The organism is Ectopseudomonas composti, assembly GCF_900115475.1.
In the GTDB taxonomy this organism is placed as follows: Bacteria; Pseudomonadota; Gammaproteobacteria; order Pseudomonadales; family Pseudomonadaceae; genus Aquipseudomonas; species Aquipseudomonas composti.
Genome location: NZ_FOWP01000010.1, coordinates 104,822 through 126,957, shown reverse-complemented (window position 1 = coordinate 126,957; position 22,136 = coordinate 104,822). Strand labels below are relative to the sequence as shown.

24 protein-coding genes are annotated in these 22,136 nt (G+C 61.7%); 11 read left to right on the top strand and 13 right to left on the bottom strand.

Annotated elements, in window-relative coordinates; all coding sequences use genetic code 11:
• Positions 1 to 8 precede the first annotated feature (8 nt).
• Positions 9 to 2,045 carry a methionine--tRNA ligase gene (gene metG, locus BM059_RS17925; RefSeq protein ID WP_074940660.1) on the bottom strand — a complete coding sequence of 679 codons (2,037 nt, stop codon included), beginning with the start codon at positions 2,043 to 2,045 and terminating at the stop codon, positions 9 to 11.
• A 161-nt stretch (positions 2,046 to 2,206) separates the two neighbouring features.
• Here metG and apbC point away from each other — a divergent pair, with 161 nt between their 5' ends.
• A complete protein-coding gene (gene apbC / locus BM059_RS17920) occupies positions 2,207 to 3,295 on the top strand; it encodes an iron-sulfur cluster carrier protein ApbC (protein ID WP_074940657.1) in 1,089 nt (362 codons plus the stop codon).
• A 329-nt stretch (positions 3,296 to 3,624) separates the two neighbouring features.
• Here apbC and BM059_RS17915 read toward each other — a convergent pair whose 3' ends face one another.
• Positions 3,625 to 3,834, bottom strand: coding sequence for a cold-shock protein (locus BM059_RS17915; protein ID WP_004423761.1), 210 nt, complete (start codon positions 3,832 to 3,834; stop codon positions 3,625 to 3,627).
• Between the two features lie 301 nt (positions 3,835 to 4,135).
• Between BM059_RS17915 and dcd the strand changes: the two genes are divergently transcribed.
• The 3 genes from dcd (at position 4,136) to BM059_RS25430 (ending at position 5,579) form a co-directional block, all read left to right on the top strand.
• Positions 4,136 to 4,702: a dCTP deaminase gene (dcd, locus tag BM059_RS17910; RefSeq protein WP_004423764.1), complete on the top strand. Its 567-nt coding sequence runs from the start codon at positions 4,136 to 4,138 to the stop codon at positions 4,700 to 4,702.
• Between the two features lie 70 nt (positions 4,703 to 4,772).
• Entirely contained in the window at positions 4,773 to 5,327 is a 555-nt protein-coding gene (locus tag BM059_RS17905) for a hypothetical protein (protein WP_244154426.1), read from the top strand.
• A gap of 75 nt (positions 5,328 to 5,402) precedes the next feature.
• On the top strand, positions 5,403 to 5,579 hold the full coding sequence (locus tag BM059_RS25430; RefSeq protein WP_167364584.1) for a hypothetical protein: 177 nt from the start codon (positions 5,403 to 5,405) through the stop codon (positions 5,577 to 5,579).
• A 125-nt stretch (positions 5,580 to 5,704) separates the two neighbouring features.
• On the opposite strand, the gene nadE is transcribed toward BM059_RS25430, so the two are convergent.
• From nadE to BM059_RS17890, 3 genes are read right to left on the bottom strand one after another with little or no spacing between them, the layout of a single operon-like run.
• Positions 5,705 to 6,532 (bottom strand): ammonia-dependent NAD(+) synthetase, encoded by an 828-nt coding sequence (gene nadE / locus BM059_RS17900; RefSeq protein WP_074940654.1) that lies wholly within the window; start codon positions 6,530 to 6,532, stop codon positions 5,705 to 5,707.
• Positions 6,533 to 6,542: 10 nt separating this feature from the next.
• A complete protein-coding gene (gene pncB / locus BM059_RS17895) occupies positions 6,543 to 7,742 on the bottom strand; it encodes a nicotinate phosphoribosyltransferase (RefSeq protein ID WP_074940651.1) in 1,200 nt (399 codons plus the stop codon).
• Positions 7,739 to 8,383 (bottom strand): nicotinamidase, encoded by a 645-nt coding sequence (locus BM059_RS17890; RefSeq protein ID WP_074940648.1) that lies wholly within the window; start codon positions 8,381 to 8,383, stop codon positions 7,739 to 7,741. Before BM059_RS17890 ends, pncB begins: the two co-directional genes overlap by 4 nt.
• Positions 8,384 to 8,524: 141 nt before the next feature.
• On the opposite strand from BM059_RS17890, the gene BM059_RS17885 reads away from it, so the two are divergent.
• Positions 8,525 to 9,217 (top strand): NUDIX hydrolase, encoded by a 693-nt coding sequence (locus BM059_RS17885; protein ID WP_074940645.1) that lies wholly within the window; start codon positions 8,525 to 8,527, stop codon positions 9,215 to 9,217.
• Between the two features lie 320 nt (positions 9,218 to 9,537).
• Here the strand turns inward: BM059_RS17885 and BM059_RS17880 are convergent, their stop codons facing one another.
• The 4 genes from BM059_RS17880 to BM059_RS17865 all read right to left on the bottom strand — a co-directional run bounded on the left by BM059_RS17880 (position 9,538) and on the right by BM059_RS17865 (position 13,477).
• Positions 9,538 to 12,051 (bottom strand): penicillin acylase family protein, encoded by a 2,514-nt coding sequence (locus BM059_RS17880; protein ID WP_074940642.1) that lies wholly within the window; start codon positions 12,049 to 12,051, stop codon positions 9,538 to 9,540.
• 244 nt (positions 12,052 to 12,295) lie between these two features.
• A complete protein-coding gene (locus BM059_RS17875; RefSeq protein ID WP_074940639.1) occupies positions 12,296 to 12,760 on the bottom strand; it encodes a DUF2489 domain-containing protein in 465 nt (154 codons plus the stop codon).
• A 7-nt stretch (positions 12,761 to 12,767) separates the two neighbouring features.
• On the bottom strand, positions 12,768 to 12,962 hold the full coding sequence (locus BM059_RS17870; RefSeq protein ID WP_037001315.1) for an SEC-C metal-binding domain-containing protein: 195 nt from the start codon (positions 12,960 to 12,962) through the stop codon (positions 12,768 to 12,770).
• A 17-nt stretch (positions 12,963 to 12,979) separates the two neighbouring features.
• The gene (locus BM059_RS17865) at positions 12,980 to 13,477 is read right to left on the bottom strand and encodes an LEA/WHy family protein (RefSeq protein ID WP_122950736.1); all 498 of its coding nucleotides are present in this window, start codon (positions 13,475 to 13,477) and stop codon (positions 12,980 to 12,982) included.
• Positions 13,478 to 13,669: 192 nt separating this feature from the next.
• Between BM059_RS17865 and BM059_RS17860 the strand changes: the two genes are divergently transcribed.
• Entirely contained in the window at positions 13,670 to 14,224 is a 555-nt protein-coding gene (locus BM059_RS17860) for a hypothetical protein (RefSeq protein ID WP_074940636.1), read from the top strand.
• A gap of 70 nt (positions 14,225 to 14,294) precedes the next feature.
• On the opposite strand, the gene BM059_RS17855 is transcribed toward BM059_RS17860, so the two are convergent.
• The 3 genes from BM059_RS17855 to BM059_RS17845 form a co-directional block, all read right to left on the bottom strand.
• Complete coding sequence (locus tag BM059_RS17855) at positions 14,295 to 15,410, bottom strand: hypothetical protein (RefSeq protein WP_074940633.1); 1,116 nt, start codon at positions 15,408 to 15,410, stop codon at positions 14,295 to 14,297.
• Between the two features lie 67 nt (positions 15,411 to 15,477).
• Positions 15,478 to 15,960 carry a YchJ family protein gene (locus BM059_RS17850; protein WP_074940630.1) on the bottom strand — a complete coding sequence of 161 codons (483 nt, stop codon included), beginning with the start codon at positions 15,958 to 15,960 and terminating at the stop codon, positions 15,478 to 15,480.
• A 4-nt stretch (positions 15,961 to 15,964) separates the two neighbouring features.
• Positions 15,965 to 16,462 carry a DUF6231 family protein gene (locus BM059_RS17845; protein WP_037001320.1) on the bottom strand — a complete coding sequence of 166 codons (498 nt, stop codon included), beginning with the start codon at positions 16,460 to 16,462 and terminating at the stop codon, positions 15,965 to 15,967.
• Between the two features lie 163 nt (positions 16,463 to 16,625).
• Between BM059_RS17845 and BM059_RS25850 the strand changes: the two genes are divergently transcribed.
• From BM059_RS25850 to BM059_RS17825, 4 genes are all read left to right on the top strand, one after another.
• Entirely contained in the window at positions 16,626 to 17,258 is a 633-nt protein-coding gene (locus tag BM059_RS25850) for an OmpA family protein (protein ID WP_037001321.1), read from the top strand.
• A gap of 141 nt (positions 17,259 to 17,399) precedes the next feature.
• Positions 17,400 to 18,134, top strand: coding sequence for a PA1041 family peptidoglycan-binding anchor lipoprotein (locus BM059_RS17835; RefSeq protein WP_074940627.1), 735 nt, complete (start codon positions 17,400 to 17,402; stop codon positions 18,132 to 18,134).
• Between the two features lie 151 nt (positions 18,135 to 18,285).
• The gene (locus BM059_RS17830) at positions 18,286 to 18,585 is read left to right on the top strand and encodes a DUF1145 domain-containing protein (RefSeq protein WP_074940625.1); all 300 of its coding nucleotides are present in this window, start codon (positions 18,286 to 18,288) and stop codon (positions 18,583 to 18,585) included.
• On the top strand, positions 18,578 to 19,339 hold the full coding sequence (locus BM059_RS17825; protein ID WP_037001324.1) for a hypothetical protein: 762 nt from the start codon (positions 18,578 to 18,580) through the stop codon (positions 19,337 to 19,339). Before BM059_RS17830 ends, BM059_RS17825 begins: the two co-directional genes overlap by 8 nt.
• Before the next feature lie 49 nt (positions 19,340 to 19,388).
• Here BM059_RS17825 and BM059_RS17820 read toward each other — a convergent pair whose 3' ends face one another.
• On the bottom strand, positions 19,389 to 19,853 hold the full coding sequence (locus tag BM059_RS17820) for a CopD family protein (RefSeq protein ID WP_074940623.1): 465 nt from the start codon (positions 19,851 to 19,853) through the stop codon (positions 19,389 to 19,391).
• A 138-nt stretch (positions 19,854 to 19,991) separates the two neighbouring features.
• Between BM059_RS17820 and dinG the strand changes: the two genes are divergently transcribed.
• Positions 19,992 to 22,136 carry an ATP-dependent DNA helicase DinG gene (dinG, locus tag BM059_RS17815; RefSeq protein ID WP_074940620.1) on the top strand — a complete coding sequence of 715 codons (2,145 nt, stop codon included), beginning with the start codon at positions 19,992 to 19,994 and terminating at the stop codon, positions 22,134 to 22,136.

The window sequence follows — 22,136 nt, the reverse complement described above, 5'->3', positions numbered from 1 at the left end:
CGCTGGAGTTACTTGACGCGCTGCCCTGGCTTGGCGCCGCTGTCCGGGCTGAGCAGGTAGATTTCCTCACCGCCGGGGCCGGCGGCCAGCACCATGCCTTCGCTGATGCCGAACTTCATTTTGCGTGGCGCCAGGTTGGCGACGTAGAGGGTCAGGCGACCTTCCAGCTTGCTTGGGTCCGGATAGGCGGACTTGATGCCGGAGAACACGTTGCGTTTCTCGTCGCCGATATCCAGCGACAGACGCAGCAGCTTGTCGGCACCTTCGACGAATTCGCACTTCTCGATCAGCGCGATGCGCAGGTCGACGGCGGCGAAGGCGTCGAAGTTGATCTCGGCTGCCAGCGGGTCTTTGGCCAGTTCGCCATTACCCTGAGGTTTGGGCGCTTCGGCGGCCAGGTCTTCCTTGGAGGCTTCGACCATGGCTTCGATTTTCGGGAGCTCGATGCGGGTCAGCAGCGGGCTGAATGGGTTGAGCTGGTGGTTGGCCAGCGGCAGTGCCAGGTCGGCCCAGGACTGAGGCTTCACATTGAGGAAGGCTTCTGCCTCGGCGGCCAGCTTCGGCAGCACTGGCTTGAGCATGATCACCAGTTGGCGGAACAGGTTGATGCCCAGGGCGCAGATCTGCTGCACCTCGGCTTGTTTACCTTCGACCTTGTTCAGTGACCAGGGCGCCTTGTCGGCGATCCAGGCGTTGGCGCGGTCGGCCAGCGCCATGATTTCGCGCATGGCACGGGAGAAATCACGCGCCTCGTAGGCATCGGCGATGCTCGGCGCGGCGGCCTGGAATGCATCCCACAGCTCGGGTTCCGGGTTGGCGGCGACCAACAGGCCGGCGTTGCCCTTGTGGATGAAGCCCGCGCAGCGGCTGGCGATATTGACCACTTTGCCGACCAGATCCGAGTTGACCTTCTGTACGAAGTCCTCGAGGTTCAGGTCGAGGTCATCGACGCCACGGCCCAGCTTGCTGGCGTAGTAGTAGCGCAGGTATTCCGGGTTCAGATGGTCCAGGTAGGTGCGCGCCTTGATGAAGGTGCCGCGCGACTTGGACATTTTCTGGCCGTTGACGGTCAGGTAGCCATGCACGTTGACTGCGGTTGGCTTGCGATAGCCGGCGCCTTCGAGCATGGCCGGCCAGAACAGGGCGTGGAAGTTGACGATGTCCTTGCCGATGAAGTGATACAGCTCGGCGGTCGAGTCCTTGCCCCAGAACGCGCTGAAATCCAGCTCCGGGCGTTTGCTGCAGAGGTTCTTGAAACTGGCCATGTAGCCGATCGGCGCGTCCAGCCAGACGTAGAAGTACTTGCCCGGCTCGTCCGGAATCTCGAAGCCGAAGTAGGGGGCGTCGCGGGAGATGTCCCACTCCTGCAGGCCGCCGTCGAGCCACTCGGCGATCTTGTTGGCCACCGCTTCCTGCAGCGCGCCGGAGCGCGTCCACTGCTTGAGCATGGCTTCGAAGTTCGGCAGCTTGAAGAAGAAGTGCTGCGACTCCTTGAGCACCGGCACCGCGCCGGAGATGGCCGAGCGCGGGTTCTTCAGTTCGGTCGGCGAATAGGTGGCACCGCATTTCTCGCAGTTGTCGCCGTACTGATCCTCGGTACCGCATTTCGGGCAGGTACCCTTGATGAAACGGTCGGCGAGGAACATGCCTTTCTCGGGGTCGAAATACTGGGTCACGGCGCGGGTGGCGATATGCCCCTTGTCGCGCAGCGCCAGGTAGATGGCCGCCGACAGCTCGCGGTTCTCGTCGGAGTGGGTCGAGTGGTAATTGTCGAAGTCCACACCGAAATCGGCGAAGTCGGCCATGTGCTCGGCACGTACACCATCGATCAACTGCTCGGGCGTGATGCCTTCCTTTTCTGCGCGCAGCATGATGGCCGAGCCGTGTGCATCGTCCGCGCATACATAGATGGTCTGGTTGCCACGCAGTTTCTGGTAGCGCACCCACATGTCGGTCTGCACGTACTCGAGCATGTGGCCAAGGTGGATCGAACCGTTGGCGTAGGGGAGGGCGCTGGTAACGAGAATCTTGCGGGCTTCGGTCATGGTGATCGGCTGCACTGGTAAAACGAGGGAAGTCGGCAACTATAAAGCAGCGGCAGGCTGCAAGCCACCTGCGGCAGGCAAGCATGCTCGATGTGCCGCGCATGGCACGGCGCTGCTGCTATGATGCCGGCCTGTTTTCTGCTGCCTTCTGGAGTTCATGCATGAGTGCCGTCACCCGCGAAGCGGTCGAAGCCTGTCTGCGTCAGTTCACCGACCCTCATCTCGATCAGGACCCGGTCAGTGCTGGTTGCCTGCGTGAGGTCGACATCCAGGGCGCGCGTGTTTCCGTACGTCTGGAACTGGGCTATGCCGCCGGTTTGTTCAAGAACGGTTGGGCGCAGATGCTGCAGATGGCGCTGGAGAATCTCGATGCTGTCGACAGCGCGCGGGTGCAGGTCGACTGCGTGATCGACTCGCACCAGGGCCAGGCGCAGGTGCCGGCCCTGGCCGGTGTGAAGAACGTGATCGCCGTGGCGTCAGGCAAGGGTGGGGTGGGCAAGTCCACCACCGCAGCCAACCTGGCGTTGGCGCTGGCGCGTGAAGGCGCGCGGGTCGGCATTCTCGATGCCGATATCTACGGCCCCAGCCAGGGCATCATGTTCGGCATCGCCGAAGGCACGCGCCCGCAGGTGAAGGATCAGAAATGGTTCGTGCCGCTCGAGGCCCACGGCGTGCAGGTGATGTCCATGGCCTTTCTCACCGACGACAACACGCCGATGGTCTGGCGCGGGCCGATGGTCAGCGGTGCGCTGCTGCAATTGATCACGCAGACCGCCTGGAACGATCTCGATTATCTGGTGGTGGACATGCCGCCGGGCACCGGCGATATCCAGCTGACCCTGGCGCAGAAGGTGCCGGTGGCTGGCAGCGTGATCGTCACCACGCCGCAGGACCTGGCGCTGCTCGATGCCAAGAAGGGCGTGGAGATGTTCCGCAAGGTGCACATCCCGGTGTTGGGCGTGGTGGAAAACATGGCCGTGCACATCTGCTCCAACTGCGGCCATGCCGAACACCTGTTTGGCGAGGGCGGCGGTGAGAAGCTGGCTGCGCAATATGGCGTCGAGCTGCTGGCCTCGCTGCCGCTGTCGATGGCCATCCGCATGCAGGCCGATGACGGCAAGCCCACCACCATTGCCGATCCAGAAAGCCAGATCGCCATGATCTATCAGGACCTGGCGCGCAAGGTCGGCGCGCGCATCGCCCTGGCGGGCAAGCCGGTCATGCCCAGTATCGAGATCAGTGAGGACTAAGAGCGGCCGCGCAGCGGCCTTCTGATGACCCTCTCCCGCTTGCCGGAGAGGGTGCCCGAAGGGCGGGAGAGGGGAGGCAGACGACTCGGTTCTGGCCTGGCGAATCTCCCATCGCCCTTCGGTGTGTGCAAGCTGCAGCGTTCCACCACTCTGCAAAAGCACCTAGCGCCGAAGTGCGGCGACAGCGTTACGTAATCGATACTCCGAGCCCGCTTCTGTAGGAGCGGCTTAAGCCGCGAATTTCGCGGATAAATCCGCTCCTACAATGTAGACAGCCATAAAAAAGCCCCGCACTAGGCGGGGCTCTTTTTCAAGCAGGTCAGCTCAGGTTAGACAACCTGAACTTCCTCAGCTTGCATGCCTTTCTGACCACGGGTGGCCACGAAAGTCACTTGCTGGCCTTCTTTCAGGCTCTTGAAACCATCGCTCTGAATGGCTTTGAAGTGTACGAAGAGGTCGTCACCGGATTGCGGGGTGATGAAGCCGTAGCCTTTCTCATCGTTGAACCACTTAACGGTGCCAGTCTGACGATTGGACATGTGATGTCTCCTAACAAAAGTAATAGCAGCCCTGGAAAAGCCCAGGCCGGGACTGAGTGCAACGAGTACTAGGAGTCGGACGATGTTTGGATCGAGATCTAGGCATCAAGTAGCGATTCGCGGTGACACATGCAGCACAGTGGGGACACCATACGTGTTTTTATCGCCAAGTGCGAATGCTCGATGCAGCTTTTTTGCAAATAATCCTCAGGGCTGAGTGCCGCAGTCTTTGAAGCGTGGCGCTGGCCTCGGTAAGATGCGCTCACTTTTTCGCAATAGCCCAACTCAGGATTCCCCCGCCATGAGCATCAAATCGGATAAATGGATTCGCCGCATGGCCCAGGAACACGGGATGATCGAGCCTTACGTCGAGCGCCAGGTGCGTGGTGCCGACGACAGTCGCGTGATCTCCTACGGTGTTTCCAGCTATGGCTACGACGTACGCTGCGCCGATGAATTCAAGGTGTTCACCAACATCCACTCGGCCATCGTCGACCCGAAGAATTTCGATGAGAAGAGCTTCGTCGACATCAAGAGCGATGTCTGCATCATTCCGCCGAACTCCTTCGCCCTGGCTCGCACCGTCGAGTACTTCCGCATTCCGCGTGATGTGCTGACCATCTGCCTGGGCAAGAGCACCTACGCGCGCTGCGGCATCATCGTCAACGTCACGCCGCTGGAACCGGAATGGGAAGGCCATGTGACGCTGGAGTTTTCCAACACCACCAACCTGCCGGCGAAGATCTACGCCAACGAAGGCGTGGCGCAGATGCTGTTCCTGCAGTCCGACGAGGCCTGTGAGGTGTCGTACCGTGATCGCGGTGGCAAGTATCAGGGACAGACCGGTGTGACCCTGCCGAAAGCCTGATCAATCAGGCGGGCAGTAGAAGCCGGGCAACGCCCGGCTTTTTCATGAGCGAGAATCGGAGTCAGGGAAGATGACCATCAGCACGATATCGAAGCGAGTCGTATTCTGCATCCTGCTGTTCGGCTGCCTGTCAGCTCGCGCCGAGCTGCAGGTGTATTCGGGCAGTAATGTGTTTGGCCTCGTGCCCACGGCGTCGCCAGCGGATTTTGCCATGACCCTTGGCGAGCCCACTGCGGAGCTGCCGCTGCACGGTGGGCGCCGTGGTCTGCTGTATGGCAACAGCCTGATGCTGGTGTTCGATGGTGACCGCTTGCGGGAAGTGCGTTGCTGGTTGGTGCCGCGTTTCACCGCTGATCTCTATTTGGGCTGGTTGCAGGAGGTGCGTGCTCGCGCCGGGCTGGAAGGCTTCGTACTGGATGATCGGCTGCGCCTTGGCATGTCGCGTGAAGAGGCGGAGTCGGCGCTGGCAGGGCTGGAGGGTTCGGCCGACCAGCACTCGGCGGTGGCGATCAAGCATGGCCAGCCGATCTGGCTGGGCTTCGGCAGTGCCGACAATCATGGTCAGACCGAGGGCGGCGAGCCGCAGGTGCTGGTCTCACTCACCGTGCATTTCGACGCGCAGTAGGCCTGCTGAAAGTTGGAATTAGTATCTGCTGGAGCACTCTACCCTCTGCAAGCCACTCTGAACGAGGGTAGAACCATGTCCATTTCAGCCTTTACCTTGATCTCCTGCGGGATTCGGGTTGGCGATATTCCTGGCCAGCCGGAACCTGATATTCCCGATCAGCCCGGCAAGACCGTGCCGCCGCAGGAGCCGGGTGAGCCGACCTTGCCGGATCAGCCACCTCCTGCGCCGGTCGCCGGTTGCCGCCCTTGAGACATCTGCGAGTGCAGTGCTTGCCCGCGCGAGTGGTCAACGGACGGCTCTGAGGGGCGCTTCATGCAAATGCCGAATACGAAGAAGCCGGGCGATTGCCCGGCTTCTTTTTATGCCTGCGACTATCAGGGCACCAGCGGCAGTTCGCGCTTGTGCCGCGTGTTGTCGTAGGTGCGCACGATGGTGGCGTAGGCTTCGTCGCTGACTTTCTCGCCATGCAGGAAGGCATCGATCTCGGCGTAGGTGACGCCATGCGACTCCTCGTCCGGTTTGCCCGGGCGCAGCTCTTCCAGGTCGGCGGTCGGCGTCTTCATCACCAGGTGCTGCGGCGCGCCCAGTTGCTTGGCGATGGCACGTACCTGATTCTTCACCAGACCGGAAAGCGGGGCGAGGTCGCAAGCGCCGTCGCCAAACTTGGTGAAAAAGCCCATCACCGCCTCGGCGGCGTGATCGGTGCCGATCACCAGACCATTGTTGGCGTTGGCGATGGCGAACTGGGCGACCATGCGGATGCGCGCCTTGATATTGCCGACGACGAAATCGCGGCGGGCGTCGGTCAGTTTCTGCAGGTGGCTGACCTGCTCGCCGAGGCCGCTCACGCTGCCAGCGATATTGACCGTGTCTTCTTCATCGGCACGGATGAATTTCAGCGAGTCCTGGGCGTCATGTTCGTCGTGCTGGGCGTTGTGCGGCAGGCGCACGGCGATGAAACGGTAAGCCGTATCGCCCGTTTCGGCGCGCAACTCCTCTACTGAGAGCTGGGCCAGGCGTCCGGCGGTCAGTGAGTCGACGCCGCCGCTGATCCCCAATACCAGCACTTTGAGCCCGGAGTTCTTCAGGGTGTGCTTGATGAACGTCTTGCGCCGCTCTATCTCTGCGCTCAGCGCTGCCTCATCGGCGAACGGCGGCACCACGTCGAGGGCGGCGGCGATTTCGGCTTGGCGGTTGCTCATGTCTGGGTCCTCACTGGGTCACGCGAAAGACGTGTTTCAGGTAACTGACGAAATTCTCGTCGCGGCACTGCGTCTTGCCGGGGGTATCGGAGATCTTCGCCACTGGCTGACCGTTACAGGCGATCATCTTGATCACGATGTTCATGGGTGTAACGCCGGGGATGTCGCAGGTCAGGTTGGTGCCGATGCCGAAGCTTACGTGGATTCGCCCGGAAAGTGCACGGTAGAGCTGTAGCGACTTGGGCAGGTCGAGCCCGTCGGAGAACACCAGGGTCTTGTTTCTGGGGTCGATACCGAGTTTCTCGTAGTGGGCAATGGCCTTCTCTGCCCACACCAATGGGTCACCGGAGTCATGACGCAGGCCGTCGAAGAGCTTGGCGAAGTACAGATCGAAATCGGCGAGGAAGGCATCCATGGTGATGCAGTCGGTCAGGGCGATGCCAAGCAAGCCACGGTATTCGCGCACCCAACAGTCGAGCGCGGCAATCTGGCTGTCGATCAGCCGCGGGCCGAGTTGCTGGTGCGCCATCAGCCATTCGTGGGCCATGGTGCCAATAGGCTTGAGGTCGAACTCGCGTGCCAGGTGCACGTTGCTGGTGCCGACGAAACGCCCGGGAAAGTCACGTTTGAGGATGTGCACCGCCTGCTCCTGCACGCGGTAGGAGAAGCGCCTGCGGGTGCCGAAATCGGCCAGCTGGAAGTCGGCCAGCTCGCTCGGTGAGGCTTCGGCCTTGAGCCAGTCGAGCTTCTCGTACAAGCGCTCAGCCGCCTGTTCCAGTAACACTTCGCGGTAGCGATAGCGGTTGCGCACTTCGCTGACGATGGCCAGCAGCGGCACTTCGAAGAGGATCACGTGCAGCCAGGGGCCGCGCAGGCGGATGTTCAACTGGCCGTCTTCGATGCTGGTATGCACGTAGCGCAGGTTGAAGCGGAACAAACTCAGAAAGCGGATGAAGTCAGGTTTGATGAAGGGAATGCTATCGAGAAATGCGAGCTGGTCGACACTCAGGCTCAGCTCGCTGAGACGTTCGATCTGGTAACGAATTTCGGCCAGGTAGGGCGTCAGGTCTTCGCTGCTGCGGCAGCGGAACTCCCATTCCACCTCGGCATTGGGGTAGTTGTGCAGCACCGCCTGCATCATGGTCAGCTTGTAGAAGTCGGTGTCCAGCAAGTTCTGTACGGTGCGCTCGGCGAAGATGCTCTCGCTCATCGCAGGTTCTCCTTGGCTAGGGCGCCATCCAGCTGTTCCAGGCTGGTGGCCAGTGTTATGCCCTGTTCGCGCATGGCGATGCAGGCGGTTTCGGCCGTTTCGCTGGCAATAGCGCGGCAGGCTGGCAGGTAGACGATCACTTCGAAGCCGGCGCGGCGCAGCTGCAGGGCAGTGGTCTTGACGCAGTAGTCCAGGGCCAGGCCGCCGACCAGTACCAGCTCGACGTCATTTTGCCGGAGAAACTCGATCACGCCCGTGCTGCGCTTCTCGGCCAGGTCGTGATAGCAGGCACCGTAGGGATGCAGGTCTGGCTCGACGCCTTTCCACACGAAATAGTCGTAATCCAGCGGCGCCGGCAGGCCGTCGAGCAGTTCGAAGCCGGGCGTACCGGGCACGCAGTGGCTGACCCAGGTCAGGTCTGCATTGGCCAGCGGCAGGGGGCGCAGCATCTCATCGTGTCTGTCGACGACCCAGGCCGCCTGGGGGCTGTGGGCGTCCTTGCTGCCGATGCGCAGTTGGGTGCGTGCAGCCAGTTGGTTCAGCGCCGGAACGATGGCGTCGCCTTCGGGAACCGGCAGCTCGTTGGGGCACAGTGGGGTGAAGCCCTTCTGGGCGTCGACGTCGAAGCTGGCGATCTTCATGGTGCGCCTCCTTCTCGTGGGTGAGTGACTACATATTTCATCTGATGAAATATGTAGTCAAGCGTTTTTATCAAATCCTTCGTGAAAAAGAACGAGTTATTGGTCAAGATGAAATAAGTACATGAAGGAGCAAGCGACAGGATGAGTGCAGTGGAGGTGCTGGCTGGGGTGGATATCGTTGCCCTGCGCCTGAGCGAGGAGGGGGCGTTGCAGGTGCTCCTGCTGCGTCGCCAGCGCGAACCCTACGCGGGGCAATGGGCGCTGCCGGGCGTGCTGGTCAACGGCCGTTGCGCCGATACCAGTCTGGATGCCGCGGCAGCCCGTGCGCTGGTGGACAAGGCGCGCCTGCAACCGCAATACCTGGAGCAGGTGGCGACGGTTGGTAATGGTGTGCGTGATCCGCGTGGCTGGTCGCTGAGCACCTGCTATCTGGCGCTGCTGGGGCCTGATGTCGAGCCACAGGATGAAAACCTGCGATTCGCCGAATTGTCGGGCGTTATCGCAGGGGCGCAAGCATTGCCGTTCGACCACGCGCAACTGGTGCGTCTGGCGGCCGAGCGGCTGCGCGGCAAGTCGGTTTACAGCTCACTGCCGCTGTACCTGTTGGCATCGCGATTCACCGTGACCGAAGCGTTGATGGCGTTTCAGGGGTGTCTGGGCGAGCCGGTGCAGCACACCACCCTGCGCGGGAGGCTGGAGCGGATGAAGGCGCAGGGCTGGATCAGTGATACCGGCGAGAAGAATTATCCGAAGATGGGGCGACCGCAGAATCTGCTGGAGCATCGCCCGCACGCGGGAGAGGCCTTCATTTTCGACCGTAGTCTCCTGGCTTAGGGAAACTCTGAAAAAGCCCTACACCGTCACTCCCGCGAAGGCGGGGATGACGACTATTTCAGATCATCCCTAGCGGGCGCTCCCTGAATTGCAGGCAAAAAAATAGGCGCCAGAGGCGCCAGGGGAGCATTTCAATCGATGCATAGTCTCTGAGCCTGCTCTGTTCGGGAAGTTCCGTCCGATGATGGAAAAAAGCCATCTTTTTCTGCAGGCAAAAGAAAAGGCGCCAAGGGCGCCTTAAAACGATGATCTATGGAGTAAGTCGATTATTCAGAGTGGGGCGCTGAGGTAAAGGTTCAGCGCCGCCCGACGAACGGTCATCACTTCGCCGGCATCAGCAGCAGGCGCTGGTTGCCGTAGACCTTGTCCAGGTTCTCCGCCTTGAACGGGAAACTCATGTAGCCCCCCTTGAGCCATGACTCGATGCCGTCGGCATAGTGCGGGCTGGCCGGGTTGCCGGACTGGCCCGAGCTGTTGACGCCGACCAGCGGTTCGTCGGCGGCAAAATCCACCACGATGCGCATGGCGGGGATCAGGAAGGTATTGAAGTCCTGACCCCAGGCATAGGCCGCTACGTTCAGCGTGCTGTGATCGCCACCTGCCGGGTAGGGGCCGCGATCCAGGTAGCTCTTCAGTGCGTTGATGCTGGTGCGCTGGCTGGCGCTCATGTATGGCGCCATGCGCGTGGTGTCCGTCACCCACTCATAGGTATGCAGCTTGCCCCATTGCCAGTTGCGCCGCTCCATACCCAATCGACTTTCCAGCAACTCGATACTCGCCGCCAGGCTGCGGGCCAGGATGGTTGGTTTGTCTTCCTGCTGCGGCGTGCGGATGTCATTCCAGAATGGGCTGTCGGCACGGCCAAGCAGGTGATCGGCCTGCGCCGAATAGGAGGTGTTGGCGGTTTCCACCAGCGCCTTCCAGGCCGGACTGTCCTCCGGGCCCAGTTCGTCGAGGAAGGTCTGCCGGGCGCTTTCATGCAGGAAGGCGCCGTAGATGGCAGCGTCGGCCGAGTTGGCGGCAAGTTTGCCGTCGAATGCCAGCAGACGCTTCAGTGCTTCATCGGCACGTGCGCGCTGGCCTGCGGGCAGGGCGGCGATGGCTTGGCGCAGTGAGTCGTGCATGGCCGGGTCGTTGAACATGGCCTGCAGTTTGGCGACGAAGGGCGAGGTTTGGTCGTACTGCATGGCGATCATACTGCGGCCATCGTGACGGCCGTTGCCGGCCAGTTCGGCGATGCGCTCAGCGCGTTCCGGGTAGTACCAGGAACTGGACAGCTGCATGCCGTAACCGGGCGGTACGCTGCGGTCGTTGGCAGTGCCGAGCCAGCCCTGTGGCGGGTCCTGATCGTAGGGGTGCAGCATCGGATCGGCAAAGCCATCCCAGGCGTAGCGCTCGTCCCAGCCGGGCGAGGGCAGCAGGCCGCGGCCTTCGCGGCGGTTCGGGTAGCGACCGGTAACCTGCCAGCCGATGTGCTGGGCGTCGGCGAAGACGATGTTCAGCGGCATGGCGCGGATTTCTCGCGCTGCTTCGAAGGCCTGGTCGACCGACTGCGCGCGCGACAGATCGAAGAAGGCGTCGAGGCTCTTGTCACGTTCGAGCTGAGTGGTTTTCAGGGCCAGGCCATAACCACTCTGCAGTGGCAAGGGCTGCAGCATATGCTTGCGCTCGCCGAGCACCGAGTTGAGCAGTGGACCGTTGCGGGTCTCGTAGAGCGTTTCGCGAATCGGGCGCTGGCCGCGGATGAAGAAGGTCTCCTGGCGTTCGCTGACCGGCAGCCACTTGCCATCGGCCTGGTACATCAGGCGGTTGCCTTCACGTTTGATGCGCTCCAGGTAGATGTCCTGGTTGTCGCCCATGACCATGGTCATGCCCCAGGCCAGTTTGCCGTTATAGCCGGCGACTACTGCCGGTACGCCGGCCAGAGAAATGCCCGCGGCTTGATACTTGGGCGAGCGGATCTGCACGAAATTCCACAGCGAGGGCATGCTCAGTGGCAGGTGGGTGTCATTGGCCAGCAGGCTCTTGCCGCCAAGGCTGCGCTGCGGGGCGATGGCCCAGTTGTTCGAGGCGGCGACGCCGAGCATATGCTGTTCGGCGATCTGCGCCGCGGTGCGGGAAATCGCCTGCAGGCCTGGCAACTGGCCCTTGAGGTCAAGGCCGGCGAGTTTTTCTGCCTCGGCGAAGGGCAGTGGTTCGTCCGGGTAGATCGGCAGCAGCCAGGGCAGTTTGTCGACGCCCACCTGCTGAGCCATGGTCAGCGCGGCGATCTCTTCCTGCAGGTTCACTGCCAGGCCGAAATTGAGCAGGCAGAACAGCAGCACCGAATCCTCGGGCTTCCAGTACTCGGGGCGGTAGCCGGCCTCGGCCAGATCCATCGGCAGGCGATCACGGTAGCGGAATAGGTAGGCGTTGACGCCGCGTGAATAGACTTCGAAGAAGCGCTTCAGGCGCGGCGAGGCGTCGGCGTAGAGAACTTGCGCACTCTTTTTCAGATTGACCGCCCGCATGAAACGGTCCATTTCCAGCGCGCCGGGCCCTGCCATCTCGGCCAGTCGGCCCTGAGCCAGCAAGCGCATGCCGACCATCTGACTGAGGCGATCACCGGCATGCACGTAGCCCAGGGTAAAGAGGGCGTCGTGGAAGGTGCTCGATTCGATCAGCGGCATGCCAAGCGCGTTGCGGCGCACCGATGCGCTTTCGCCCACGCCCTGAATGCGCTCGACGCCGCGAGTGGGCGGCACGCTGTCGGCATAACGGCTATTGAGCAAAGACTGGCAGCCAGCGAGGCTGGTCAGTGAGGCGGCGAGAGTCAGGTAGGCCAGCGTGCGCATGGCGAATTTCCTTGGTGTGCGGACGGTCGCGACCGGTCCTGTAGTGACCGGCCACAAAGGCGCCAAGGTAATGAGGCTGGTGGAGCCTGGCAAGAGGTCTCAGAGCCCGCTCAAAATTCTGCTGCGCATCGGCAATGTGGCGTTGACAGCGGGCTGGAACGCCAGCCCGGTCAAATGCCGATTGAAAGTGCGTGAACCGCTGTCGCCTTGGCTTGCTCCCGTTCTCAAGGTGTTGAGCAGGTTCTCAGGTGTTTACCAGAGGCCTCTTCAGCCCTTCATCCAGCAACCAGCGAGCGGCGATTCGTGCCGCGGCCTTGTGCTGCAGCTCCAGCTCGTTGAAGCGTTTTTCGAAACGCCGCCGTTCGGCCTTGTCCAATACCTTCCAGGCTGCGTGAGTGGGCACATTGGCGGTGGCCTCGAAAAGCACGTGGAATACCTGGCAGCGACTGTCGTTGCTCAGGGTGCTGTCGTAGTTATCGAGCAGCACCTTGATGCGAATGGCGCCTTCGATCAGCGGCAGCTGCTCGTCGAGCAGGCTGCTGGCAAGGATGTTCAGATCGCCGCCGATGCGCTGCTGGCGCTCCTGCTGTGCATGCTGCTGGGCTCGCTGGTTCGCCCATACGCGGCGCCAGAGGTGCCAGGCATAGGCGGCCAGGGCGGCGATAAGCAGCAGGCTGGTGAGCAGGAGGGTGAGGGTCAGTGCATCCATGCGCGGCTCAGGCGCCGTGGCACTTCTTGAACTTCTTCAGGCTGCCGCATGGGCAGGGATCGTTGCGGCCGACATCCTTCAGCGTGTTGCGTACCGGCTCCTGATGGCCGTGATTGCAGTGCGGGCCGTGGACATGGCCGTGATCGTGATGATCGTGGTCATGGTTGCAGTCAGGGCCGTGGACGTGGGGTTGGTTGCTCATGATGTTACTCGTGCAGGTTATTCGGGGATGAAATCGCCGGGAATTATCTCGCCATTGCGCGCCATGTGCACGCTGCGACCGAACAACATGCCAGTTTTTACCTCGCCCTTGAGGCTGTAGCGAATCGGTACGTCCGGTTTTTCCAGTGCCTTGACGATCTGCCGGACATGGCGCCAGAGGTTGGTGCGCACGGGCACTTCGAAGGTGTGATGGCCATGGGCGGGAACGGTGAACCACTCGTTGGAGTAGCCCTCGGCCAGTTGAATGCCGTTGAGCTGGACGTTGTAGTCCAACCCGCGCACCGGCAGGCTGACGCCGTTGGGATTGTCGATTCGAAAGCGCAGGCGGAACTCCTGTTCGAGCAGCCTGGCCTTGATCACATCAACTTTGATGAGTTGGACGTCCGGGTCCTTGAAGCCACCTGTCATCCAGGTGGAGCATCCTGTCAGGCCTGAAAGCAGGCCGAAAAACATCAATAGGCTGATAATTCTTATCATTTGCGCCTGAGAAAACATTTCATACCCCCATTGCGGCTCAGTGTAACAAGCAAGCGCTTGGCTGCAACGGGGGGACCGTCATTATTTTCAATGCGATAGCGTGAAGCTTTCGGGGCGCTGGTGATCGCGATGGCATGGATGAGAAGCCTGCAGTGTCAGGGCAAAGGAACCTGCGCCATACTGAGCAGCGAATAGGACAGGAGTGTGACCATGAGTCGCTACGAGATCGCCTTCTCCGGGCAACTGGTGCCGGGCGCCCAGCCGGAGTTGGTCAAGGCCAACATGGCCAAGCTGTTCCAAGCCGATGCACAGCGCATCGCCCAGTTGTTCTCCGGGCGCCGCATCGTGATCAAGAACAACCTTGATGCTGCGGCAGCGGAGAAATACCGAACGACCCTGGAGCGCGCCGGTGCTCGGGTCGAGGTTGTCGACATGGATATGCTGATCGAGGAGGTGGAACTGGCACCACCTCCGCCAGCCGAGCCGGTATCGGCTCCGCTAGCCACGCCTGTTGCGAACAGTTCGGGCCGCTTGCATGTCGCGCCGCGTGATGAATACATGGCTGCATTCAGTGATGTGGATGCACCGGATTTTGGTATCGCGCCGGTAGGCAGTGACCTGCAGGATGCCAGGCCAGATGCGCAGGCGCCGCAGGTCGACCTGTCGCAGTTCAGTCTGGCGCCCGTGGGCAGTGATATGGGACAAGCCAAGTCGCCCCCGCCAGCGCCGGCACCGGATACCTCGCATCTGAAACTGCAGAACTGAGCACTCGGTCACTTCGCTCTAAACGCCGTGATCTGCGCAAGCAGTCACGGCGTTGTTGCGTTCGAGGCAGTTAACCCGCTTTGCACTTGGCTGCGGCCTCTTCAGGTTTGAGGTTGCGTACGCTGGTGAAGAACAGCTCGCAGGTTCGTACTTTCTCCGTCACCTGCCATTTTTCTGAACAGGCATTGAGTGTTTGCTGCGGATTGCCTGTCGGCTGCTGGCCCATGCCGGCCTGCCAGCAGGCGGCGCTCAGGTCTTGCCCCATGACCTTGATTCCGGCTGCGTTGGCGGCATCTTCGCTGCCGTGATTGTTGGCCGGGTCAGCGGCGTACCAGATATAGCTGGGATGGTTGGCACCGAGTACGGAGGCCTGTCGCCCGGGAGCAGCATCGATCTGGCCAAGGCCCAGCACGGGAAGATTCACACCATATTGCTGCTGGATCCAGCTACGCACCGGGCTGCCGAAGGCGACCATCGGCAGGCTGGCATTGCCCGCGCCGACGCTCAGCTCGTCGACCATGCGCCGTTGATAGCTGGTGAAGTAACCGTACACACCCTCCAGTGCGCTACCGGCATTGGCTGGCGCGGCAATGGGAGCGATATCGACGATGGTCTGGTAGGCGGGCGTCTGCTCAGGCCGAACGCCGTTGTAGCTGAGCAGCGCTGCCCAACGATCAGTGGTACTCGAGCGCAGGTAATCCTGGGCCTGGGTCAGTGAGTAGTCCGGTGGGAAGTGCAGTAGTTCGACGCTCTTGCGATTATCCAGGGCCATGCCCAAGGGCAGGAAGAAGTACCAGTTGTACTGCCATTTGCCGTCACGATTCAGCTGGCTGGCACCCTGATAGGCCAGGTCGCCGGTGTCGAGCAATTGCAGCAGGGGCTTGCCGTAATCGGTCGGAGCGCCTTCGAAATGCGCGTGAATGCGCGCGCCGTTACGGGTGACACGAACGTTGGCCTGCGGGTAGCCGTCGCGAGTCAGGCTTTGTTGCAGGTAATGTTCGACCGTCTGCTCCAGCGTCCAGTCGCGGTAGCAGATCACGCTGCAGTTGTTGGGATAGGCGAACAGGCGGCTGACGCGCTGGCTGTCTCCCAGATCCAGTGTTTCCCCTTGCAGCCCACCGGGCTGGTTGGCGCAGCCCACGAGCAGGCTGGCCAGGATAAGAGCGATACCACTTTTCTTGTGCATGGCTTTCTCCTTGTTGAGTGTCCTCACGGGACGTTTCAACTCAAGCAGAAAGCTGTATTAACGCCAGTCAGTTATTCAGGTACGAGCCACAGCATTTCTTGAATTTCTGCCCGCCGTGGCACGGGCAGGGGTCGTTACGGCCGGCCTTGAGCGGCACGGTCGGGTCGAGGAAGAACCAGCGCCCGTCTACCTGAACGAAAGCGGAGCATTCGCGGTGACAGTGCTCACCATGCTCGTCATGCCAGCGGGCCACGAAGGTGACCTGGGCGTGCTCCGGCTTGCCGCCGAACACTTCGCTGCCCTCGACCTCCAGGCCGAGCCAGGTGCTCTGGGCACTCCAGGTTGCCATGGCGTCGCGGTCGAGCGCTTGTTGCTGGGCGGGCAGGGTGGTGGTTACCAAGTAGTCCACCAGGCCCAGTACATACGCGGTGTAGCGTGAGCGCATCAACAGTTCTGCGCTGGGGGCATGGGGGCCTGCATGGTAGTGCCCGCAGCACTGGCTCAGCGGATTGCCGCTGCCACAGGGGCAATTGGGAACGAGAGGAGTCATCGCTCTACCACCAGTATTTCCCGAAATTTTGTGGATTAGCCCAGAATTTTGCGTTCAACCAGTCGGGAACTTGCTTGTAATCAAGCAGATCATAGGTGAACAGATGCAGGGTCTGTCCCTCGCGCTGGAATTGTTCACTGGCTTGCAGGGCCAGGGCGAAAAAGTCGGTTTCCTGCCAACCGCATGCCTTCAGGTCGACCAACACCGCGACCCGACTGGCATTGAGGTTGCGGATACCGCCAAGTAGTTGCAGTCCATCGCGTTTGGGTAAGTGCTCCAGGCAGTCGACCAGAATTGCCAGGTCGAAGCGCTGTGCGGCCAGTTCAGGCGCCAGGGGAGCGGCAGGTGCGGTGGTGACCTGACACTGTGGGTGGGCGCCTTGAAAGGCGCTGACTGCGGGCAGTTCGCTTGCGCCGAGTAGCAGTAGTTTCTCGGGCGTATAGCGGGCGAGCAGTGCCGCAATGGCCTGCTGTGGAGTACGGGTGCTAAGGCTGGCGGTCATCGAACTTCCTCGAAAAGTCTGCAAAGACTAACGTGGTGTCGGTATCAGGCCTAGAGTGAGAGAAAATTATCCGCAGAAGCTGCTATAGCTGGCGGATTGTACAACTCCTGTCTTTACTACTATTGAGTCGGTTATGGGCCGATGAACATTGGAGACCTAAAGTATGAGTATCACAAGGAACGCAGTACCCCTGATTCTGGCTAGTACCCTGCTGACCGGCTGTGCCGGCCTGCAGAAAACCGACTGGCCCACCTGCGCAGCTGTAGGTGGCGTAGGTGGTGCTGCGCTCGGGGCAATTGAAAGCTCCACCTGGGCAGGCGGCGGTGCGGTAGTAGGTGCTGGTATGGCAGCCGCCTATTGCTGGGTACATGGTGCCGACGCGCAGCAGGTTGCCGTTGTTGAAGAGGAGGTCATGGTCGAGGAAGTTGCCGTTGCCGAGCCGGCCGAAGCCGTTCGCGTCGAGTTGGACGTCAAGTTCGACTTCGACAAGGCTCAGGTCAAGCAGGAAAGCTATGGCGACATCAAAGCCCTGGCCGACTTCATGAAACAGTACCCGCAGACCAGCACCGTGGTTGAAGGCCACACTGACTCCGTGGGCAGCGATACGTACAACCAGGGTCTGTCCGAGCGCCGCGCCAGTGCCGTTCGTGACGTTCTGGTCAACCAGTACGGCGTCGAGTCCGGTCGTGTGCAGGCTGTGGGCTATGGCGAGAGCCGCCCGGTAGCTGACAACGCCACTGCCGATGGCCGTGCCATCAACCGTCGCGTTGAAGCCGAGGTTGAAGCTCAGCCGTAAGGCGCGCTTTCAGCTACTCAAGGCGTCACCCGCAAAGGCCCGGCCGATTTCCATCGGTCGGGCCTTTTCTTGTGTGAAATCCTGCCGCCGTCTTTACTCCTGTGATACCGGCAACATGCCGGTATCACAGGAGACACCGCCATGAGAATCCAGCTTTCGAGGGTTTTATCCTTTCTCCTGGTCAGCAGTGTTCTTTCCGGTTGTGCCACGACTTCCAGTACGGGAGACGCGCCGCTCAACCAGGGGAACTGGCCCCTGTGCAGTGCGATTGGAGCCCTGGCCGGTGGCGGCCTGGGTGCAATCGAGAGTTCTACCTGGGCAGCAGGCGGCGCCGTGGCTGGCGCTCTGCTGGGCACCATCATCTGTTACGCGCAGGACGGCGATGAGGACAGCGACGGTGTGTTTGATCGCCGTGATCGTTGCCCTGGTACACCAGCGGACACTGCTGTTGGGCACAACGGCTGTCCATTGCCGCAGTACCCTGCCAGCGTCGCTGTCGAACCCGCGGTAGAGCCGCTGCCGCAGGATGAGGTCATTGTTCTTAGCGATCTGGGAAATGTGCTGTTTGCCTTCGACTCTGCCGAGTTGACCGGCGATGCGCGGCGCTTGCTTGCCGATGTCAGTACGCGCCTGACTGGCGCCAGTCTGGTGGCGGTCAAGGTTGTCGGGCATACCGACAGCGTGGGCTCTGATGCCTACAACCAGGCCCTATCCGAGCGTCGGGCGCGTAGTGTTGCCGACTTCCTCATTGCTCAAGGCGTGTCCGCAGGCAAACTCAGTACCGAGGGGCGTGGCGAGAGTCAGCCGGTCGCGGACAACGCCTCGGAAGCCGGGCGTGCGGAAAATCGCCGAGTAGAGTTGTACGTTTCCCGCTGATGCCGCGTTGTGCTCCCGGCAGGTTTCGCCGGGAGCATTGGGCTGCTGCTGATGCACGAAGTCAGGGAAAAACACCCGTCGCTCTGGTGGTCCGCGCTGGGAGCGGTTAACGTGCTGCGCTATTAGAAAGTAGCTGCACGCGAGGGCGGGGATGAACGTATTGTTGATTGCGGGCAAGGCACTGGCTTTGGCCTTCTGGCTGGTATTCGGGGCCGCGCTGGCCAAGCGCTTCGGTGCTCCATTCGAGCAAATGATCTATCTGATGGCCGGCTTTCTTGCGCTTCTGCATGGCGCGCAACTGTGGCTGTTCTCCGACCTCCTTTCCGGGCGTGGCAGCCCTTGGCTGGATCGTGCACAGGTCTTGCTGTTCGGCATTTTTCATTTGTACCCGTTGAAGGCTGAGCAACAGCCAGAGGCTGCGGCAGTGATCGAGGAAGCTGCTCATGCGTAGTCTCGCTTTGTTGTTCTGTCTGTGCGCCAGTACGTCGATGGCTGCAACGCAGGTCAAGGTGCCATCCAATACCCTGATGCGCTTGCCCGTCGCCAGCAGCAGCCTGCAGCTCGAACGCCTGGAAGTGGCGGATCAGGCCACTCTGATGATTCCGGCAGCTGTGACCGAGCTGCGCATCGGCGAACTACTGATGGGCCGTGATGCGCGCATCGGTGTCGCTCCGAGCGATCAGCCATTGAAGCTCGTCGTTGAGGATGCCGATATCGGTGCGGGTGCCTGGATCAGCGCCAAGGGCGCGGCCGGAACCTACACCCGGCCGGCTACCCCTGGGCGGGAGATCAACCTCAAGTTGCACAAGCTGACGTTCGAGTCGTTGACGGTGGATGTGCGAGGCGGCCAGGGCAGACCGGGTTATGCCGGGCTGGATGGTGCACATGGCCAGCCGGGTGGTTGCACCTGGGGGCAGGCCAGTGCGGGCTACGATGGGCAGGATGGCACCGATGGCCATGAAGGCGCTGCTGGCGGCAAGGTGACGCTCGAGGTGCCGCACTATGTCGAGGTCGAACGCATGCAGGTGTTGCTCGACGGTGGTGCTGGTGGTGTCGCAGGTTCGGCCGGTCGCCCCGGGCGCGGCGGCGCTGCCAAGGGCTGCCTGGTCTATGGTGTCGACGGTGCGGCGGATGGCAAGCCCGGTCAACCTGGACGCGAAGGTGCCGCCGGCCGCAGTGGCGCCGTGCAAGTGTTCCGTTTCTAACCCTTAGCCACCCTCGTTCGCGCTTGGCCAACGAGGGCGGTGTCTTCGATCAGAATGATGGGCGCATGGCCACCAGAGTCATCAGCGCCAGGCCGATCAACAGGTTGCTGCCTACGACCCTGCGAATTCGCCCCAGTACCTCACCGCCTGCCGGCCAGTTCTCGCTCTCCACGGCGCGCCGCAGTTCCGGCAGTTGCAGTGCCTGAATGCGCAGGAACAGGGCGAGCATCACCAGGTACAAGCCCATCATGATGTGCACATAGCGCGGCGCTGCTTCGAAGCCGCTGTAGCCCATGTGCAGCATGCCCATGCCGGTCACCAGCAAGACCAGTACGGCCAGCCAGACCCAGACGAAGAAGCGCTTGAACACACTCAGCCACAGGCGCAGTCGCGCGGGGGGCTCCAGGGTATCGACCGCCGCAGGGCGCAGGATCATCCAGGCGAAGAACATGCCGCCGACCCAGATGACGGCGGCCAGCAGGTGGAGTGCGTAGAGCGGGGCGTAGGGCGTCATGGGTATCTCCATTGGTCCATTTGGCAGCTAATTTCATTCGATTGGCACGTGGGTCAGCGCCAGATCGACAGGCGCGCTATGATAGCGGCCGCTCCGCGAATACTGAAAATTTATCCAGCCTTTTTCGTTTCAGAATCCATGCTCAGTACCGAACTCAAGTCCCAGATTCAGGGCGCCTATTCGCGCTTTCTCGAGGCCAAGTCGCTTAAGCCCCGCTATGGCCAGCGCCTGATGATTGCCGAGATCGCCAAGGTGCTCGGCACCATCAAGAGCGACGATGAAGGCAAACGGTTGGGCGATCCCGCCGTGGTGGCGGTTGAGGCGGGGACCGGCACGGGCAAGACGGTGGCCTACAGCCTGGCCACCATTCCCACGGCCAAGGCTGCCGGTAAACGGCTGGTGATCGCCACTGCCACCGTGGCGCTGCAGGAGCAGATCGTGCACAAGGATCTGCCGGATCTGCTGCGCAACAGCGGCCTGAACTTCAGCTTTGCCTTGGCGAAAGGGCGCGGGCGTTACCTGTGCCTGTCCAAGCTCGATCACCTGCTGCAGGACGGCGCTGCGCAGAGCGCCACCGCGCAGCTGTTCGAGGAAGAAGGTTTTCGTATCGATGTCGATGAGCAGGGTCAGAAGCTGTTCACCACGATGATCGAGAAGCTCGCTGGCAACAAATGGGATGGTGACCGCGACAGCTGGCCCGAAGAGCTGGAAGACAGCCGTTGGGCGCAACTGACCACCGACCACAGCCAGTGCACCAATCGTCACTGTCCGAACTTCCAGCAGTGTGCTTTTTACAAAGCGCGCGAGGGCATGGGCAAGGTCGACGTGATCGTCACCAACCACGACATGGTCCTGGCGGACCTCGCGCTTGGCGGCGGTGCGGTACTGCCCGACCCGCGCGAAACCATCTACGTATTCGACGAAGGCCATCACCTGCCGGACAAGGCCATCGGCCACTTCGCTCACTTCACTCGCCTGCGCTCCACTGCCGACTGGCTGACGCAGATCGACAAGAACCTGACCAAGCTGCTGTCGCAGAACCCGCTGCCGGGTGATCTCGGCCGTCTGATCGAACAGGTACCGGAGCTGGCGCGTGAGCTGAAGACCCAACAGCAGTTCATGTTTGCTGCCTGCGAGCAGATCGCCGACTTCAAGGCCGGTGAGGACATGGAAGGTCGTGAGCGCCCGCGTCACCGCTTCGTGGGCGGCGTGGTGCCGGAGCACCTGACCGAGCTGGGGCTGGAGCTGAAGAAGGGTTTCTCCAAGCTCAATGACCTGTTCACTGGCGTGACCGAGTTGCTCAAGGAAGCGATGGACGGCGAGGGCGCCGTGGGCATCGCCAGTCACCAGGCCGAAGAGTGGTACCCGTTGTTCGGCAGCCTGATGGCGCGCGCCAAGGGCAACTGGGAATTGTGGCTGGCCTTCACCGCCGAAGACCCGGAGGAAAGCCCGCCAATGGCGCGTTGGTTGACCCTGGCCGAGAGCGGCGCGTTGTTCGATATCGAGGTCAACGCGAGCCCGATCCTGGCAGCCGAGACCTTGCGCCGCAACCTGTGGAACGTCGCCCACGGCTGCCTGGTGACATCCGCGACACTGACCGCACTGGGCACGTTTGACCGTTATCGCATGCGCGCAGGGCTGCCCAAGGTAGCGGTCGCAGCCATCGTGCCGAGCCCCTTCCATCATGCCGATGCTGGCGTGCTACGTGTGCCGGACCTGAAGGCCGACCCTCGTGAGGCAGCAGTGCATACGGCGGCGATTATCCGTGAGCTGCCAGGTTTGGTAGCAGGTAGTCGCGGCACGCTGGTGTTGTTCTCCTCACGCAAGCAGATGCAGGACGTGTTCGACGGCCTGGATCGCGACTGGCGCAAGCGCGTGTTCATCCAGGGCAACCTGTCCAAGCAGGAAACCCTGAACAAGCACAAGGCGCGCGTCGACTCCGGTGAAGAAAGCGTGCTGTTCGGCTTGGCCAGTTTTGCCGAGGGTGTCGACCTGCCTGGCGCCTATTGCGAGCATGTGGTGATCGCCAAGATCCCCTTCGCCGTGCCGGACGACCCGGTGGAGGCGGCGCTGGCCGAATGGATCGAGGCGCGTGGCGGCAACCCCTTCATGGAAATCGCCGTGCCGGATGCCTCACTGCGCCTGGTGCAAGCTTGCGGTCGCCTGCTGCGTACCGAGGCTGACCGCGGCACCATTACCTTGCTTGATCGGCGTGTGGTCACCCAGCGCTATGGCAAGGCCATTCTCAATGCCTTGCCGCCGTTCCGTCGGCAGATCGACTGA